At 49.5% G+C, this 15,714-nt stretch carries 12 protein-coding genes; 4 read left to right on the forward strand and 8 right to left on the reverse strand.

Annotated features, from left to right (window positions below):
- Positions 1-38 precede the first annotated feature (38 nt).
- Both J4F31_02590 and dxs read left to right on the forward strand, forming a co-directional pair.
- Positions 39-3,509, forward strand: a complete 3,471-nt coding sequence (locus J4F31_02590) for an efflux RND transporter permease subunit (GenBank protein ID MCE2495458.1) — start codon at positions 39-41, stop codon at positions 3,507-3,509.
- Positions 3,510-3,575: 66 nt separating this feature from the next.
- Positions 3,576-5,501 carry a 1-deoxy-D-xylulose-5-phosphate synthase gene (gene dxs / locus J4F31_02595; protein ID MCE2495459.1) on the forward strand — a complete coding sequence of 642 codons (1,926 nt, stop codon included), beginning with the start codon at positions 3,576-3,578 and terminating at the stop codon, positions 5,499-5,501.
- A gap of 40 nt (positions 5,502-5,541) precedes the next feature.
- On the opposite strand, the gene accC is transcribed toward dxs, so the two are convergent.
- The 8 genes from accC to J4F31_02635 all read right to left on the reverse strand — a co-directional run bounded on the left by accC (position 5,542) and on the right by J4F31_02635 (position 11,866).
- The gene (gene accC / locus J4F31_02600) at positions 5,542-6,897 is read right to left on the reverse strand and encodes an acetyl-CoA carboxylase biotin carboxylase subunit (GenBank protein MCE2495460.1); all 1,356 of its coding nucleotides are present in this window, start codon (positions 6,895-6,897) and stop codon (positions 5,542-5,544) included.
- 43 nt (positions 6,898-6,940) lie between these two features.
- Positions 6,941-7,441, reverse strand: a complete 501-nt coding sequence (accB, locus tag J4F31_02605; GenBank protein MCE2495461.1) for an acetyl-CoA carboxylase biotin carboxyl carrier protein — start codon at positions 7,439-7,441, stop codon at positions 6,941-6,943.
- A gap of 42 nt (positions 7,442-7,483) precedes the next feature.
- Positions 7,484-8,479: a ketoacyl-ACP synthase III gene (locus tag J4F31_02610; GenBank protein ID MCE2495462.1), complete on the reverse strand. Its 996-nt coding sequence runs from the start codon at positions 8,477-8,479 to the stop codon at positions 7,484-7,486.
- Positions 8,480-8,586: 107 nt separating this feature from the next.
- Positions 8,587-8,775 (reverse strand): 50S ribosomal protein L32, encoded by a 189-nt coding sequence (rpmF, locus tag J4F31_02615; GenBank protein ID MCE2495463.1) that lies wholly within the window; start codon positions 8,773-8,775, stop codon positions 8,587-8,589.
- 23 nt (positions 8,776-8,798) lie between these two features.
- Entirely contained in the window at positions 8,799-9,341 is a 543-nt protein-coding gene (locus J4F31_02620) for a DUF177 domain-containing protein (protein ID MCE2495464.1), read from the reverse strand.
- 56 nt (positions 9,342-9,397) lie between these two features.
- The gene (gene pdxA, locus J4F31_02625) at positions 9,398-10,459 is read right to left on the reverse strand and encodes a 4-hydroxythreonine-4-phosphate dehydrogenase PdxA (GenBank protein MCE2495465.1); all 1,062 of its coding nucleotides are present in this window, start codon (positions 10,457-10,459) and stop codon (positions 9,398-9,400) included.
- Positions 10,449-11,438 carry a leucyl aminopeptidase gene (locus tag J4F31_02630; protein ID MCE2495466.1) on the reverse strand — a complete coding sequence of 330 codons (990 nt, stop codon included), beginning with the start codon at positions 11,436-11,438 and terminating at the stop codon, positions 10,449-10,451. The genes pdxA and J4F31_02630 overlap by 11 nt, the downstream gene beginning before the upstream one ends.
- On the reverse strand, positions 11,435-11,866 hold the full coding sequence (locus J4F31_02635) for a hypothetical protein (GenBank protein ID MCE2495467.1): 432 nt from the start codon (positions 11,864-11,866) through the stop codon (positions 11,435-11,437). Before J4F31_02635 ends, J4F31_02630 begins: the two co-directional genes overlap by 4 nt.
- Before the next feature lie 39 nt (positions 11,867-11,905).
- Between J4F31_02635 and J4F31_02640 the strand changes: the two genes are divergently transcribed.
- Both J4F31_02640 and J4F31_02645 read left to right on the forward strand, forming a co-directional pair.
- The gene (locus tag J4F31_02640) at positions 11,906-13,030 is read left to right on the forward strand and encodes a CofH family radical SAM protein (GenBank protein ID MCE2495468.1); all 1,125 of its coding nucleotides are present in this window, start codon (positions 11,906-11,908) and stop codon (positions 13,028-13,030) included.
- A gap of 67 nt (positions 13,031-13,097) precedes the next feature.
- A complete protein-coding gene (locus J4F31_02645; GenBank protein ID MCE2495469.1) occupies positions 13,098-15,713 on the forward strand; it encodes a gliding motility-associated C-terminal domain-containing protein in 2,616 nt (871 codons plus the stop codon).
- Position 15,714 lies beyond the last annotated feature (1 nt).

The raw sequence follows: 15,714 nt of genomic DNA on the forward strand, positions 1-15,714 counted from the left end.
GAAAGAAAATGGCTGAAGAAAATAAAGACTTTAAGGTCATGAAATTCATGAAGGAGTTTCGGTTGTCGAGCATTTCCGTCGACAATAAAATGACCGTTTTTGTATTGACGTTCATTATATTCATCGCTGGACTTTCCTCCTACATGACCATGCCGAAAGAGGCCTTTCCGGAGATCGTGACCCCGGAGATCTATGTGGGAACACCCTATCCAGGTAACTCGCCCGTCGACATAGAGCGATTGATCACTCGTCCCCTCGAGAAAGAAATCAATGGGATCACGGGAATCGATGAGATCAGCTCAACGAGCGTTCAAGGATACAGTACTATTCAAGTAAAATTCGATTTTGACGTTACACCGGAAGAGGCCCTTCGGAAAGTGAAGGATAAGGTGGATATCGCCAAGAGCGACCCCGATTTCCCAAGCGATCTACCTGCCGATCCAAACGTATTCGAGCTCAACTTCTCGGAGTTGATGCCCATCTTGAACGTGAACCTCTCCGGACCCTTCACCATTGATCAACTCGATGACTATGCGGAGTATCTGGAAGATGAGATTGAATCGCTACCCGCGATCTCCGATGTTGAAATCCGCGGAGTAGAAGACAAGGAGATGAAGATCAATATCGACTTGCACAAAATGGAATCGCTGGATATTAGCTTTGGCGATGTGGCGAACGCTATTCAATCCGAGAACGTCACCATTTCCGGTGGAGACTTATTGGTGGATGATTATCGTCGGAATGTACGGGTCATCGGAGAATTCGAGGATGTAGCCGACGTTGAGAACGTGATCGTTAAACAAGAGAATCAGGACATCGTGTACCTGCGGGATATCGCCACGGTGAAATTCGAAGGTGAGGACCCGACGAGTTTTGCACGCGAATACACTGAGCCCGTAGTGATGGTCGACGTCATGAAACGCTCGGGTGAGAACTTGCTCATCGCTTCTGATAAGATCACAGAGATAATCAACGAGGCGAAAGAAGGCTACTTCCCGGACAACCTCACGGTGACCATTACGAACGATATGTCCGACCAGACCCGGAACCAGGTCAACGAGTTGGAGAACTCCATCATCTTCGGAATCATCTTGGTCGTCCTCGTTCTTCTCTTCTTCCTAGGAATTCGGAATGCCCTGTTCGTAGGGATCGCAATCCCCCTCTCTATGCTCATGAGCTTCTTTATTCTTGGAAGTTTCGGAGTGACCCTCAACACCATGGTGCTGTTCTCGCTCGTACTGGCATTGGGCATGCTCGTGGACAATGGGATCGTAGTTGTTGAGAATATTTACCGCCTCATGGAAGAAGGCTATTCGCCAATAGATGCGGCCAAGGCCGGAGTTGGCGAGGTAGCCGTTCCCATTATCGCTTCAACAGCAACCACTCTGGCGGCATTTCTGCCACTGGCTTTGTGGCCTGGACTGTTCGGGGAGTTCATGAAATACCTCCCGATCACGCTCATGATCGTATTGGGCTCATCTTTGTTTGTGGCTTTGGTTATTAACCCCGTGTTGACCAGCGTCTACATGAGAATTGAAGAGGCCAAGGTGAACACCAAACGGCTGCGGTTGATCGGATTGAGCCTCCTTGGTGTAGGGTTGCTGATGATCTTTGCCGGCGTATCTGGAGAGGAGTGGAATGGCAGCCTGGTGTCATTCGGTAACCTCTTTGTTGTTTCCGGAGCTACAGGCTTCCTGAATCATTATATACTGACCCCCTCGACGCGCTGGTTCCAAGGAGTATTTATACCTCGTCTCGAGAATATTTACAGCAAGACCTTGCAATTCGCGTTGGCCGGATGGCGAGCATACTTGTTCTTCTTCGGAACGGTTATTCTGCTTGTCTTGAGCATCGCCATGACGGCAATATTTCCACCACCTGTCGAACTCTTCCCTGAAAATCAGCCTAACCAGGCCATTATTTACATCGAAAAGCCGATCGGTACGGACATAGAAGTAACTAATGACCTGACTAAAAAGGTCGAGGACCAAGTGCTCGAAACCATCAAGAAATACGAAGAGCAGGTTGAAGTCAATGGCGTTGAGCAAACTCGGAACTGGATGGTTGAGTCCGTCATCGCCCAAGTAGGTGAAGGTACAAGTGATCCGAACGAAGGACCGTCAATGGCACAAACGCCCAACAAGGCCAGGATCACCGTGCAATTCGTTGAATTTGCCGATCGCCGTGGAGTTCAGTCGAGTGAGGTCCTCAAGGAGATTCGCAACAGTATCGCACTTTACCCGGGAGTTCAGATCACAGTAGACAAAGACAATCAAGGTCCCCCGGCAGGTGCGCCGATCAACTTAGAAGTTGCAGGTGATGATTATTACGAATTGCTTGCTGAAGCCGACCGTATCAGGAACTACATCAACGAAGCTAATATCCCGGGTATCGAAGAGCTCAAGCTCGACGTTGAATCCGGAAAGCCGGAAATGCCGATCGTGATCGATCGGGAGAAGGCACGTCGATACAACGTTTCTACCTATATGATCGGCGATGCTCTGCGCACTTCGCTGTTCGGAAAGGAGATATCTACCTATAAGGACGGAGAAGACGATTACGACATCGTTCTTCGCTTTGATGACCCCTACAGATATGACTTGGAAGCGTTGATGAATCAGAAACTGACCTTTAGAGATCAAGCCACCGGTCGTATTCAGCAGGTTCCGATTTCATCGGTTGCCCATGCTGAAAAAACTTCGACCTTCTCCGCGGTGAAGCGGAAAGACCTGAAGCGTGTGATCACCATTTCTTCGAATGATTTGGAAGGTTACAACGCTACGGCGATCAATACTTCCATCAAAGCACGTATGGCCACCTACGAAATGCCCAAGGAGATCGACTTGAGCTTTACCGGTGAACAGGAAGAGCAAGCCGAACAGTTCGCCTTCTTGAGTAGAGCACTCATGATCGCGTTGTTCCTCATCTTCTTGATTCTCGTGAGCCAGTTTAATTCGGCAGGTCAGCCCTTCATCATCCTCAGTGCCGTAGTATTGAGTTTGATCGGAGTATTCCTCGGAATCGTGACCTTCCGCATGAACTTCGTGATCATGATGACGATGATTGGTATCATTTCACTTGCGGGGATCGTGGTGAACAACGCCATTGTATTGATCGATTACACCAAGCTCATCATTGCGCGTAAGAAGGAAGAGTACGGAGTAGGTGATAACCAATACTTGCCGAAACAATTGCTGTTCGACGCAATTGTCGAAGGTGGAAAACTTCGATTGCGTCCGGTATTGCTGACGGCAATTACGACCGTGTTGGGATTGATCCCGCTGGCGACGGGAATGAACATCAACTTCTATACCCTATTCTCCGAATACGATCCGCAAATCTACTTTGGTGGAGATAACGTGATCTTTTGGGGGCCGATGTCGTGGACCATCATCTTCGGACTTACGTTTGCTACGTTCCTAACATTGGTGATCGTTCCGGTTATGTTCTACCTTCAAAATAGGATGTTGTATCGACTCTATCCGAGCAGAATTGCAAAGGTCGAGTGAACCGCTGACCCTTAGGTTTGTTATCTTTGCCTAATTGCCCTAGCTTTCAGATAAATCCGACCTAAGATGGAGTTTAAGCCCGGAGCCTTATTGGCTCAGATCAATAGCCCTGAAGATCTAAGAAAGCTCGATAAGGGCCAACTCAAACAGGTGTCTACCGAATTGCGCGACTTTATCGTAGACCTAGTCTCCGTTAAAGGTGGGCACTTCGGTGCGAGCCTTGGTGTTGTAGAACTTACCGTGGCGCTGCATTACGTATTCGATACGCCAGTGGATCAGCTGGTTTGGGACGTGGGTCACCAGGCATACGGGCACAAGATCTTGACCGGGCGTAGGGAAGTTTTTCACACGAACCGCAAGTATAAGGGCATTAGCGGTTTCCCGAAGCGAAGCGAGAGCGAGTACGATACGTTTGGAGTTGGGCACTCCAGCACTTCGATCTCGGCTGCTCTGGGCATGGCAGTGGCGAACCGCAAAAAGGGCAATATGCGCCAACATATTGCGGTGATTGGCGATGGAGCCATGACGGCCGGATTAGCCTACGAAGGGCTGAATCACGCCGGGGCCGAAGATTCGAACCTGCTTGTTATATTGAATGATAACTGCATGTCTATCGACCCAAATGTCGGGGCACTCAAGGAATACTTGACGGACATCACCACTTCACAAACCTACAACAAGGTGAAGGATGAGGTGTGGGAGCTGTTAGGCAAAGTCAGCAAATTTGGGCCTAATGCTCAGCGTATCGTTCAAAAGGTCGAGAATGCTGTAAAATCGGCTCTGCTGAAACAAAGTAACCTTTTCGAGAGCCTGAATTTCCGTTACTTCGGTCCGGTCGACGGACACGATGTCGACCACTTGGTTCACGTGCTCAATGACCTAAAAGATATTCCCGGGCCAAAGATTCTACATGCCGTTACAGTAAAGGGAAAAGGCTACGGGCCTGCCGAAGCTGGGAGCCCTACAAAATGGCATGCGCCGGGGTTGTTCGATAAAGAAACCGGTGAGATCGTTAAGTCCTCGAACAACAAACCTCAGCCTCCAAAGTACCAAGATGTATTTGGGCACACCATAATTGAGCTCGCCAAGGAAAACGAAAAGATCATGGGCGTTACGCCGGCCATGCCTACCGGATGTTCACTTAAGTATATGATGGAAGAAATGCCCGATCGCGCTTTCGACGTTGGGATCGCTGAACAACACGCGGTTACTTTCAGCGCTGGCTTGGCAACACAGGGAATGATTCCCTTCTGCAACATCTACAGTTCCTTTATGCAACGAGCCTACGATCAGGTCGTTCACGATGTTGCCCTGCAAAACCTCAATGTGGTCTTCTGCTTGGATCGCGCCGGAATGGCGGGGGCCGACGGACCAACCCACCACGGAGCTTTCGATATCTCATACATGCGCTGTATTCCGAACTTGATCGTAAGCGCGCCCATGAACGAGAGCGAACTGCGCAACCTTATGTTTACCGCCTCTCAGGACGACATGGGTGCTTTCGTCATTCGCTATCCTCGTGGAAACGGGGTCATGACCGAATGGCGCACACCGCTCGAACTCGTAGAGGTCAGAAAAGGCCGTAAAATTCGCGACGGTAAGGACATTGCCATCTTGACCATAGGCCATATCGGTAACTATGCGACGAAGGCCATTGAAACGCTTCAAAACGACGGTGTCGATGCCGCGCATTACGATATGCGATTCGTGAAACCCCTCGACGAAGAGCTTTTGGCCGAGGTATTTGAAAACCACGATCGGGTGATTACTGTTGAGGATGGCGCCCTCTCGGGCGGATTCGGATCGGCGGTGGTCGAGTGGATGTCGGACCAAGGGTTCAACTCACGGGTTTCCAGGCTGGGTATTCCGGATCGATTTATTGAACACGGTACACAAGATGAATTGTACAACGAGTGTGGCTACGACGCCGATAGCATTCGCCAAGCAGCTCTTGAACTGCTCGGTGAAAAAGTGCTCGACTCCTTGAAATAAAAAAAAGCCGCTTCAAGAGAAGCGGCTTTGGGATTAGGGGTTACTTGACGTCCCTTACGCCCAATGGATCATTCTCGTCCAAGAATTTCGTGGTATAATTACCTTTCTTGAAATCTTCGTTAGCAAAAAGCGCTTGGTGGAATGGGATCGTGGTCTTAACACCTTCGATCACGAATTCATCCAATGCTCTTCTCATTTTGGCCACGGCCTCTTCACGCGTTTGTGCAACGGTGATCAATTTAGCGATCATGGAGTCGTAGTAGGGCGGAATCACATAACCCGCATACACGTGCGTGTCGATTCGCACCCCGTGCCCTCCCGGTGCGTGGAAGTTGGTGATCTTCCCGGGACTAGGCCTAAAATCGTTATACGGATCCTCCGCGTTGATGCGGCATTCGATCGCGTGCAATTCGGGCTCGTAGTTCTTTCCTGAGATCTTTTCACCCGCAGCAACTTTGATTTGCTCCCAGATCAGATCGTACATGATCACTTCCTCAGTGATCGGGTGCTCTACCTGAATACGGGTATTCATCTCCATGAAGTAAAAGTCTCCGTGCTTATCTACCAAGAATTCTACCGTACCGGCTCCTTCGTATTTTACAACCTCGGCTGCCTTAATAGCGGCTTTACCCATCTTGCGACGAAGCGAAGCGGTCATGAATGGAGATGGAGTCTCTTCTACGAGTTTTTGATGTCGACGTTGGATCGAGCAATCGCGCTCGCTCAAGTGGCAAGCCTTTCCGCGATTATCTCCAACGATTTGGATCTCGATATGGCGAGGCTCTTCAATGAACTTCTCCATATACATACCGTCATTTCCGAAGGCAGCACCTGCCTCTTGCCGGGCTGAATCCCATGCTTTCTCAAGCTCATCCTCAGCTTTGACGACGCGCATTCCTCGTCCACCACCACCGGCGGTAGCCTTCAACATGACCGGGTACTTGATCTGCTTGGCCACCTCTATGGCTTCTTCCAAGCTGCCGAGAATCCCGTCAGATCCGGGAATGGTCGGTACACCTGCCTTGCGCATGGTTTCTTTGGCCGAAGCCTTGTCGCCCATGCTGTTGATTTGGTCAGGACTAGCTCCAATGAATTTGATACCGTGTTCTTCACAGATCTTGGAGAACTTGGCGTTTTCACTCAAGAATCCGTAGCCGGGATGAATAGCGTCGGCATTGGTGATCTCAGCAGCAGCAATGATGTTCGGAATCTTGAGGTATGATTCCGCACTACTTGCTGGTCCTATACAAACGGCTTCGTCGGCAAAACGAACGTGTAAACTTTCTTTGTCGGCCTGTGAATAAACCGCGACGGTTTTGATGCCCATCTCCTTACATGTTCGGATGACACGTAAAGCGATCTCACCGCGATTCGCCACAAGCACTTTATTGAACATCTTATTGCTCATGCGTGCGTGATTTTGCGCTCGTAAGAGCGGATTAGGATGGGTCAACCAAGAAGAGCGGCTGATCGTATTCTACAGGGCTCGAGTCTTCTGCGAGCACCTTCACGATCTTACCGGAGATCTCCGATTCGATTTCGTTGAAAAGCTTCATGGCTTCGATCACACATACGACCGAACCATCTTTAACTTCGTCCCCAACACTTATGAAAGGATCTTTATCCGGCGATGGACGCCGGTAGAATGTACCGATCATCGGCGAATTGATTTCCACGCACTTGGAGTCCTCAGCACTAGAGCCTGAATCCGCTTCCGTGGCCGAAGCTGGTGCTGCGGCAGCCGGGGCGGGGACTGTAGGAGCTGCTTGTACTTGTGGAGCGGCGGTTACAGGCACATGCTGCACTACCGTAGTTTCTTTTACCTCTTCGTCCCCCTTCGTTTTGATGTAGATCTTTACCCCATCCGTTTCGAGCTCAACTTCTGTGGCTCCAGATCTTGCCACGAAACGAATTAGACTCTGGATTTCCTTTAGATCCATGTGATTCGGGTTTAGCGTATTAAAACAAAGCTAATAATTATATCAAGAATCGTAAGCCCACGTCAAATAAAGTGAGCCCCAGGTAAATCCGCCACCAAAAGCGGCGAATATTATGTTATCTCCCTTCTTTAATTGCTTTTCATAGTCGTGCAAGCAAAGCGGGAGTGTTCCGTTGGTCGTGTTACCGTATTTGTGAATGTTGAGCATCACCTTTTCGGATCCAACGCCCATTCTACGTGCAGTAGCGTCGATGATCCGCTTATTGGCTTGGTGGGGCACCAACCAGGCAACATCGTCTGCGGTTAGTCCATTGCGCTCCATGATCTGTGCGCTTACCTCGGCCATATTCGTTACGGCGAACTTAAATACTTGTTGGCCCTCTTGGTAAACGAAGTGCTCTTTCGCAGCAACAGTATCTTCATTTGGCGGATACATAGAACCGCCGGCCTTGATCTTCAGGAATTGACGACCAGCTCCGTCGGAGTGTAGAATTTCATCTTGTAATCCGTAGCCTTCTTCGTTGGGTTCGAGTAAAACGGCACCCGCACCATCTCCAAAAATGACGCAAGTAGTTCGGTCGGTGTAATCAATGATTGAAGACATCTTGTCTGAACCGATCACCAACACTTTTTTGTATCGTCCACTTTCGATAAACTTGACACCTGTGGCCAAGCCGTACAAAAATCCCGAACAGGCGGCCATTAGGTCATAGCCGAATGCGTTTACAGCCCCGATTTCGGTTGCCGTGTAGGTTGCAGTTGCTGCAACTGGCATGTCCGGTGTGGCTGTAGAAACCAAGACCATGTCGATCTCGGCCGGATTCAAATTCTTTTTCTCGATGATTTCCTGAGCGGCTTTGATCGCCATGTAGCTCGCTCCGAGTCCTTCGCCTTTTAGTATGTGACGTTCTTTGACCCCGGTACGCGTTGTGATCCACTCATTGGTGGTATCTACCATTTTCTCCAGTTCCGCGTTCGTCAGGACATAGTCCGGAACATAACCACCTACTGCAGTAATGGCTGCTCTGATATTTCCCATAGGATTCATTCGTTAGGTCGCCGCTAAGGTACTACCAAAAAAGAAAGTAGATTCGGCTACGAAAACCAAATCTACTTAATCCTTTCTTGAACAGTGCGTGCCTTGGATTACAATTCCTCTTTCTCCATTACCACTTTGCCCTTGTAGTACAGCTTACCTTCGCTCCAGTAAGCACGGTGATACAAGTGAGGCTCTCCGGTGGTCGGACAAGTAGCAATCGTAGGTGCAGTCGCCGTGTAATGCGTACGGCGTTTATCGCGACGGGTCTTCGACTGTTTGCGCTTTGGATGTGCCATGTCTATCTATTTACGTTCGTTGCTCAATCTTTTAATAGATCCTTTAGTTTATCCCACCGCGGATCGGTATCATCACCTTCTGAATCATCCCCCTCTTCCGAGGCTCCTGGACTCAATTGTTCCAATCGGTCCAGAATGTCCGAATTCAATGTGCCATCGGCCAAACCCGGATGTTCCTTTTTCATCGGAATGGAAAGCTCGATGATGTCCCTTATGAACGGGCTTACATCTACTTTCACAGCTTCGTAAGGTAAAATCAGCACTTCTTCATCGTCGTCGTTGAATTCATGGCCGAACTTAACGACCCATTCAGCGTTTTCGTCGATGGGGTGATCAAAAGGCTCATCGGTAACGTCGCATCGCAACTCTACCTTCCCTTTAAATGCAAAAGACAATTCAAGCATGCGCTCGGACTTGTCCATTTCCATTTCTACCTCAACATCGAAATTCTGATGCTCCTGCGATCCAAAAAAACTAAAGAATTCGTCGTCCACATGAAACTCGAACTGATGCTTTCCCAATGCCAGTCCCGTAAACGGAATGCTGAACTCCTTCAAATCCTTCATCGCATCTCGATTTCAATGGGCCTGCAAAGATATGAAAAGAATAGGAAAAGCGAAGTCTATTTTACCTCTTCTTGCTTGATTAGCGGATTTTTAGCCCATTCTCGGTGTCGTGAGCGTCGCACAAAGATGTCTTTGGCCATGTATAGTGCTTCGCGGAACGATTCTTCATTAGCGATGCCTTTTCCCGCGATATCGTACGCCGTACCGTGATCCGGAGAGGTTCGAACAACCGGTAAGCCGGCTGTGAAGTTGATTCCGCCTCCAAAATTAAGTGCTTTGAAGGGTACCAATCCCTGATCGTGATACATGGCCAAAACGCCATCAAAATTCTTGTGTTTTTGCGATCCGAAAAAGCCATCTGCGGCATACGGGCCAAAAACGAGCATGCCGTTTTCAAAATGTTTCTTAACAGTAGGTCCGGTGATCTTTTCTTCCGTATCGCCGATAAGTCCTTGGTCGCCGGCATGCGGGTTGAGACCGAGAACGGCGATTCGAGGTCGCTCCAGTCCAAAATCCAGCCGCAGGCTGTGCTCAAATAACTTCAGCTTTTCGCCGATCGATTGTGATGTGATGAGGGGCTCGACCTGGCTCAAGGGTACGTGTCCGGTGACCAATGCCACGCGAAATTCGTCACGACAAAGAATCATCAGACTTTTTCCCTGGCCAAATCGTTTGCCCAGAAACTCTGTGTGTCCTGGGAACTTAAACTCTTCGCTTTGAATGTTGTGTTTGTCGATCGGCGCAGTTACGAGGGCTTGAATATGCCCATTTTCCAACGCATCGGCTGCCGATTTTAAGCTCTCATAGGCAAACTGCCCCCCGTCACGGGTCGATTGCCCCACTTCTATCTTCGGTTGCGAGTCGATGCAGTCGAAGAGGTTGGCCTGATCGTTTCGAACCTCATTCCATTGTTTGATGATCTTGACCGGAATGTCCTTGAAGTTTAGAGTCTTGCGGTTGTATGACAACACAGATGAAGATCCGAAAATGATCGGAGTCATCATTTCGTTGATCCGTTTATCGCTCAGCGTTTTCAATATGATCTCCATCCCGACCCCATTGAGGTCGCCGGCCGATATGCCGATTCGGATCTTATGGGAGTCAATATTATCGCTCATTGTAACGCGTGCGTTGCAAGAAGTACTCAAACAATAATCGCACACCCACTCCGGTTGCATTCTTGGTTCGGTACTTATCTTTCTTTTTGAGCCATGCGGGTCCGGCAATGTCGAAATGAACGTACGGATAGTCCGTGAAGTGCTCCAGGAATTTACCCGCTGTAATAGCTCCGCCCTCTGGGCCACCAATATTCTTGAGGTCGGCAATGTCGCTGTCGAGCAGCTCTCGGTATTCCGACCAGAAAGGGAATACGGCCAAGCGCTCGTGGACCGAATCCGCCGCTCGATGAAGCTCTTTCCAAACGGGTTCGTCGGCATTTCCCATGGCCACTACACCGTACTTGCCGATCGCCATTGCAGCCGATCCGGTCAGGGTAGCCAAATCGATGACCAGCTCGGGGTCGAATTTCTTTGCGTAGGCCAGGGCATCGGCCATGATCATTCGGCCTTCAGCGTCGGTGTTCAATACTTCTACCGTAGTGCCATCGAACATTTTAATCACGTCGCCCGGAGCATACGCATTCTCGCCCGGCCTATTGTCCGTGGCCGGAACCAATCCGATCACGCGAATGGGCAATTTTGTTTCGGCCAAGGCAACCATTGCGCCAACAACAGCCGCGGATCCGGCCATGTCGACTTTCATGAAATCCATGCTATTGGCCGTTGGTTTCAGCGAAAGTCCTCCGGTGTCGTAAACCACTCCTTTGCCTACCAGCACAACTGGTTTTTCGTTGATGGCGTCCTCGGGACTCCACTCCATGATGGTAAAGGTCGGAGGATCGATACTCCCCCGGTTCACAGCCAAAAGCCCTCCCATCTTCAATGACTCTATCTGCTTTTTCTCCAGAACGGTCACCTTGATACCTAGCTCACCGCCCCACTCCTTCATGATTTCGGCATAACGCGCAGCGGTCAATGTGCTAAGCGGTTCGTTGCTCAAATCTCTGGCTCGAACGGTTCCGTCAAAAGCGGCATTCAAATGGTCGAGCTGCTCAAAAGCGATCTTTTGCGCTTCGGATTCGTAAAGTATTTTGTGAATTGGTAGTTGCCCAGGACCAAGCCCTCCAACACGTACAATCCCGCCTCTTGGTTTTCCGTGAGGTCGACCAAGGTGATCCTGCTGGCTTTTTGACGATTCAATTCTTCCTGGAGCTCATCGCCCAGACAACGCCAAGATTCCAGCCTTTCGGCTCTCGAGTCTGTGGTTTTTGCCCTCGCGGGCAGATAGAGATGCGAGGTGCGATCTAGAACGACATAATTCTTACCGGAATCACCGGTAGCTTCATCAATATGATCTCGTTCCTTTTGTTCCTGGAGGTAGTACTCCAACTGCCCAGCATGATCAAACAGCAATATCGCGTCCTCCCTCGCATCCAGCTTGGCTTTCCTGCGAACAAAAGTCCTCATTTCTTTGTAGTTTTATGGACGCTAAAGTAGGTAAAATCAATGAATACGGATCAGTTACTGGCCCGAGCGCTGAGGCGCGAATTCCTCAGTGCAGAAGAAGGGCAGGTTTTGTTTGAGCAGGTGTCTACACCTGAATTGATGTTCGTGGCCAACGAACTGAGACAGGAATCGGTGCCGGGTAATAAGGTGACCTGGATTATCGACAGAAATACGAATACCACTAACGTTTGTATAGCCAATTGCAAGTTCTGCAACTTTTTTCGACCACCCGGTCATCCCGAACAATACATCACGGATCTCGAAACCTATCGAACGAAGATACAGGAGACCTTTGATTACGGTGGTGAGCAGCTCTTGCTTCAAGGTGGACACCATCCTGATCTGGGGCTCGATTATTATTCTAAGCTGTTTAGCGACCTTAAATCGATGTTCCCGAATTTAAAGCTTCACGCCCTCGGTCCACCCGAAATCGCGCACATTGCCAAACTCGAAGGGGCTTCCCATACGTATGTATTAGAGAAACTTAAGGAATCGGGTCTGGATAGTTTGCCGGGAGCGGGAGCAGAGATCTTGAATGACCGAGTTCGTCGATTGATCTCAAGAGGAAAGTGTGGAGGCCAAGAGTGGCTCGATGTGATGCGCAGCGCGCATCAATTGTACATTACTACTTCGGCTACCATGATGTTCGGACACATCGAGACGGTCGAAGAGCGTTTTGAACACTTGGTTTGGTTACAGCAGGTACAGAGCGAAAAGCCGGAGCACGCAAAGGGCTTCATAGCATTCATACCGTGGCCATTCCAGGACGACGGAACGTTGTTGCGAAAGATTCGCGGTGTGCGAAATTCGGTAACTGATGATGAATATGTGCGCACGATCGCCATTAGCAGAATCATGTTGCCAAATATTAAGAACATTCAGGCTTCTTGGCTCACCGTTGGCGAGCAAGTGGCTCAGATGTGTTTACACGCAGGAGCCAACGATTTCGGTTCGATTATGATCGAAGAGAATGTGGTTTCAGCGGCCGGAGCACCTCACCGTTTTACATCGGAAGGTATTCAACAGGCCATTCGAGAGGCCGGATTTGAACCCCAATTGAGGAATCAGGAATACGGGTATCGCGAGCTGCCCGAAAATATTGTGCAACAAGTTATTGACTATTAAAATAAAGGGTACGGAAAATTGGTTAATTTAACGGAAAATTGGTTAATTTAATTACCAACCCAACGGCATGAAAAAACTACTCTCCTTTGTCACCTTGCTGCTGTGGTCGACCGCCGCAGTATTCGCTACGCACAATCGTGCCGGGGAGATTACGTATAAACATATCGCGGGTTTACAGTACCAATTCGTTCTGGTGACCTATACGAAGGATTCGGCACCGGCTGACCGGCCCGACCTGATCGTTTTCTGGGGCGATGGTACCAGTGACACTCTACAGAGAAGTAATGGCGGTGGTAATGGCCAACCCATTGGGAACGATACCAAGCGAAACGTGTACATCGGTACGCATACCTACCCGGCGCCGGGAACGTATACCGTTACCATGGAAGACCCTAACCGGAATCGAGATGTCGTGAACATCCTCAATTCGATCCACACTCCTTTCGCGATCAGCGCCACGTTGGCGGTTAACCCGAACCTGGGATTCAATAATTCACCGGACCTGTTGTATCCTCCGATCGATAACGGATGTGTGAATGTACCTTTCATTCATAATCCGACCGCTGTCGATACCGTTGACGAGGCCGACAGCCTGAGTTATGCGCTCATTCCTTGCGCGGGAGCCAATGGAGATCCGATTCCACATCCACAGTGGACCCTTCCATCGGCCAGCAACAGCATTAGCATCGATTCCGTTTCGGGCGATTTTTATTGGGACTCACCCGTTCAGGCCGGAGAGTATAACATTGCGATCGAAATTTCGGAGCATCGTCAAGATACTAATGGGAACTGGTCCATTGTGGGGCGTATGGTCCGCGATATGCAGATCGACATTGCGGGCTGTGATAATAATCCGCCCGAGATCGAGCCACTCGATGATATTTGTGTAGAGGCCGGAGACAATGTGCTCTTCCCGGTCGTGGCGACAGATTCCGATGCCAATGGGGTGACCTTGAGTGCGTTTGGAGGTCCTTTTGTGGTCGATGATCCGGCAGAATTCCCCGATAACCTGCAAGGTCAAGGCCAAGTGACCGGCATATTTGAATGGCAAACCAGTTGCCTCCATGTTCGCAAGCAACCATGGCAAGTGGTGTTCAGAGCGGAAGATATTGGAACCTTCCCGTCACTGGTCGACCTAGAAACGATGAACATAACCGTCGTTGGACCCGCACCTGATAACCCAACAGCAACTCCGAATGGAAATGCGATTGATCTGAGTTGGGACGCATCAGCTTGTACCCGGGCCAGTGGCTACGATATTTACCGCAAGAATCAGTTTTACGGATTCGTACCGGACGATTGTGAAACCGGAGTTCCGGGTTATACCGGATATCAAAAGATCGGCTCTACGAATGGTTTGAACTCTACCACTTACTTCGATAATAATAACGGGGTTGGGTTGACCAAGGGTAATCAATATTGCTACATGATCGTGGCGAAGTATCCGGACAGAGCGGAAAGTTACGCTTCTGTCGAGGTTTGTGCTGAACTCCTGCGCGACCAGCCGCTGATAACGAACGCAACGGTCGATGTCACCGACGTTGCCAATGGCCGGATCGAAGTCCGTTGGGTAAAACCGATAGAGATCGATTCAGTGCAGTATCCCGGCCCGTACGCATATCGAGTAAATCGTGCCGTAGGCACAAATGGCAATAGTTTCATTGAGATCGCAACCTTGAACGACATCGAGGATACTTCGTACGTCGATTCGGGGATTGATACCGAGACCACGGGATATCGATATCGAATCGATTTCTTCCAGAATAACGGAGGTACTTTGGAGCCCATTTCGAAGAGTGATCCGGCATCGAGTGTGTTCATTAACTTGGTTCCGACCGATCAGGCGATCATTGTGAATTGGTCGGTGAATGTTCCCTGGATCAATGCAGAGTACGTCATTTACAGGCGCGATCCCGGAGCAACGACATTTGATTCGGTCGGAGTGAGTTCGACGAATAATTATTTGGACGGAGCTCTTGAGAATAACCGCACCTACTGCTATTACGTAGAGACAAGGGGAGCTTATTCCGGTTCGGGACTTCCTACGCCGCTGATCAATCTCTCTCAGGGAGTCTGCGGGGCTCCAATTGATGCTACGCCTCCTTGTCCTCCGAATTTTCGGGTCGAGCGAAATTGCGATGAGAATTTTAATCAGTTGAATTGGGGATTCCCTGATGAGGAGTGCGGAATTGATGCGATCGAATACGAGTTGTATTACACGCCTGTCGAGGGCGGGGAATTTGAGTTGTTGGCCACAATAATCGATCCGGCCGATTCATCTTACATCCACAATGGACTACTGAGCATCGCGGGTTGCTATGCCGTAGTTGTCGTCGACTCATTCATGAACGTGAGTGAGTTCTCCAATGTGGTTTGTGTGGACAACTGCCCCGCTTATGAACTTCCGAACGTCTTTACGCCGAATGGTGATTTGGAGAACGACCTCGTAGTTCCGATCAGCAATAAGTACGTAGAGAGTGTTGAGGCCACCATTTACAATCGTTGGGGAAGTATCGTGTATCAAACCAATGATATCAATATCAATTGGGATGGAACCCACATGACCTCTGGTGAGCCGGTTCCTGAAGGAGTATACTATTATGTGGTTCGGATAAATGAAGTGCGCCTCACGGGTCTTGAAGTCCGCGAGATCACAGGCTTCATTCACTTGTTCCGAGATTGAT

Source organism: Flavobacteriales bacterium (assembly GCA_021296215.1).
Taxonomy (GTDB): domain Bacteria; phylum Bacteroidota; class Bacteroidia; order Flavobacteriales; family ECT2AJA-044; genus ECT2AJA-044.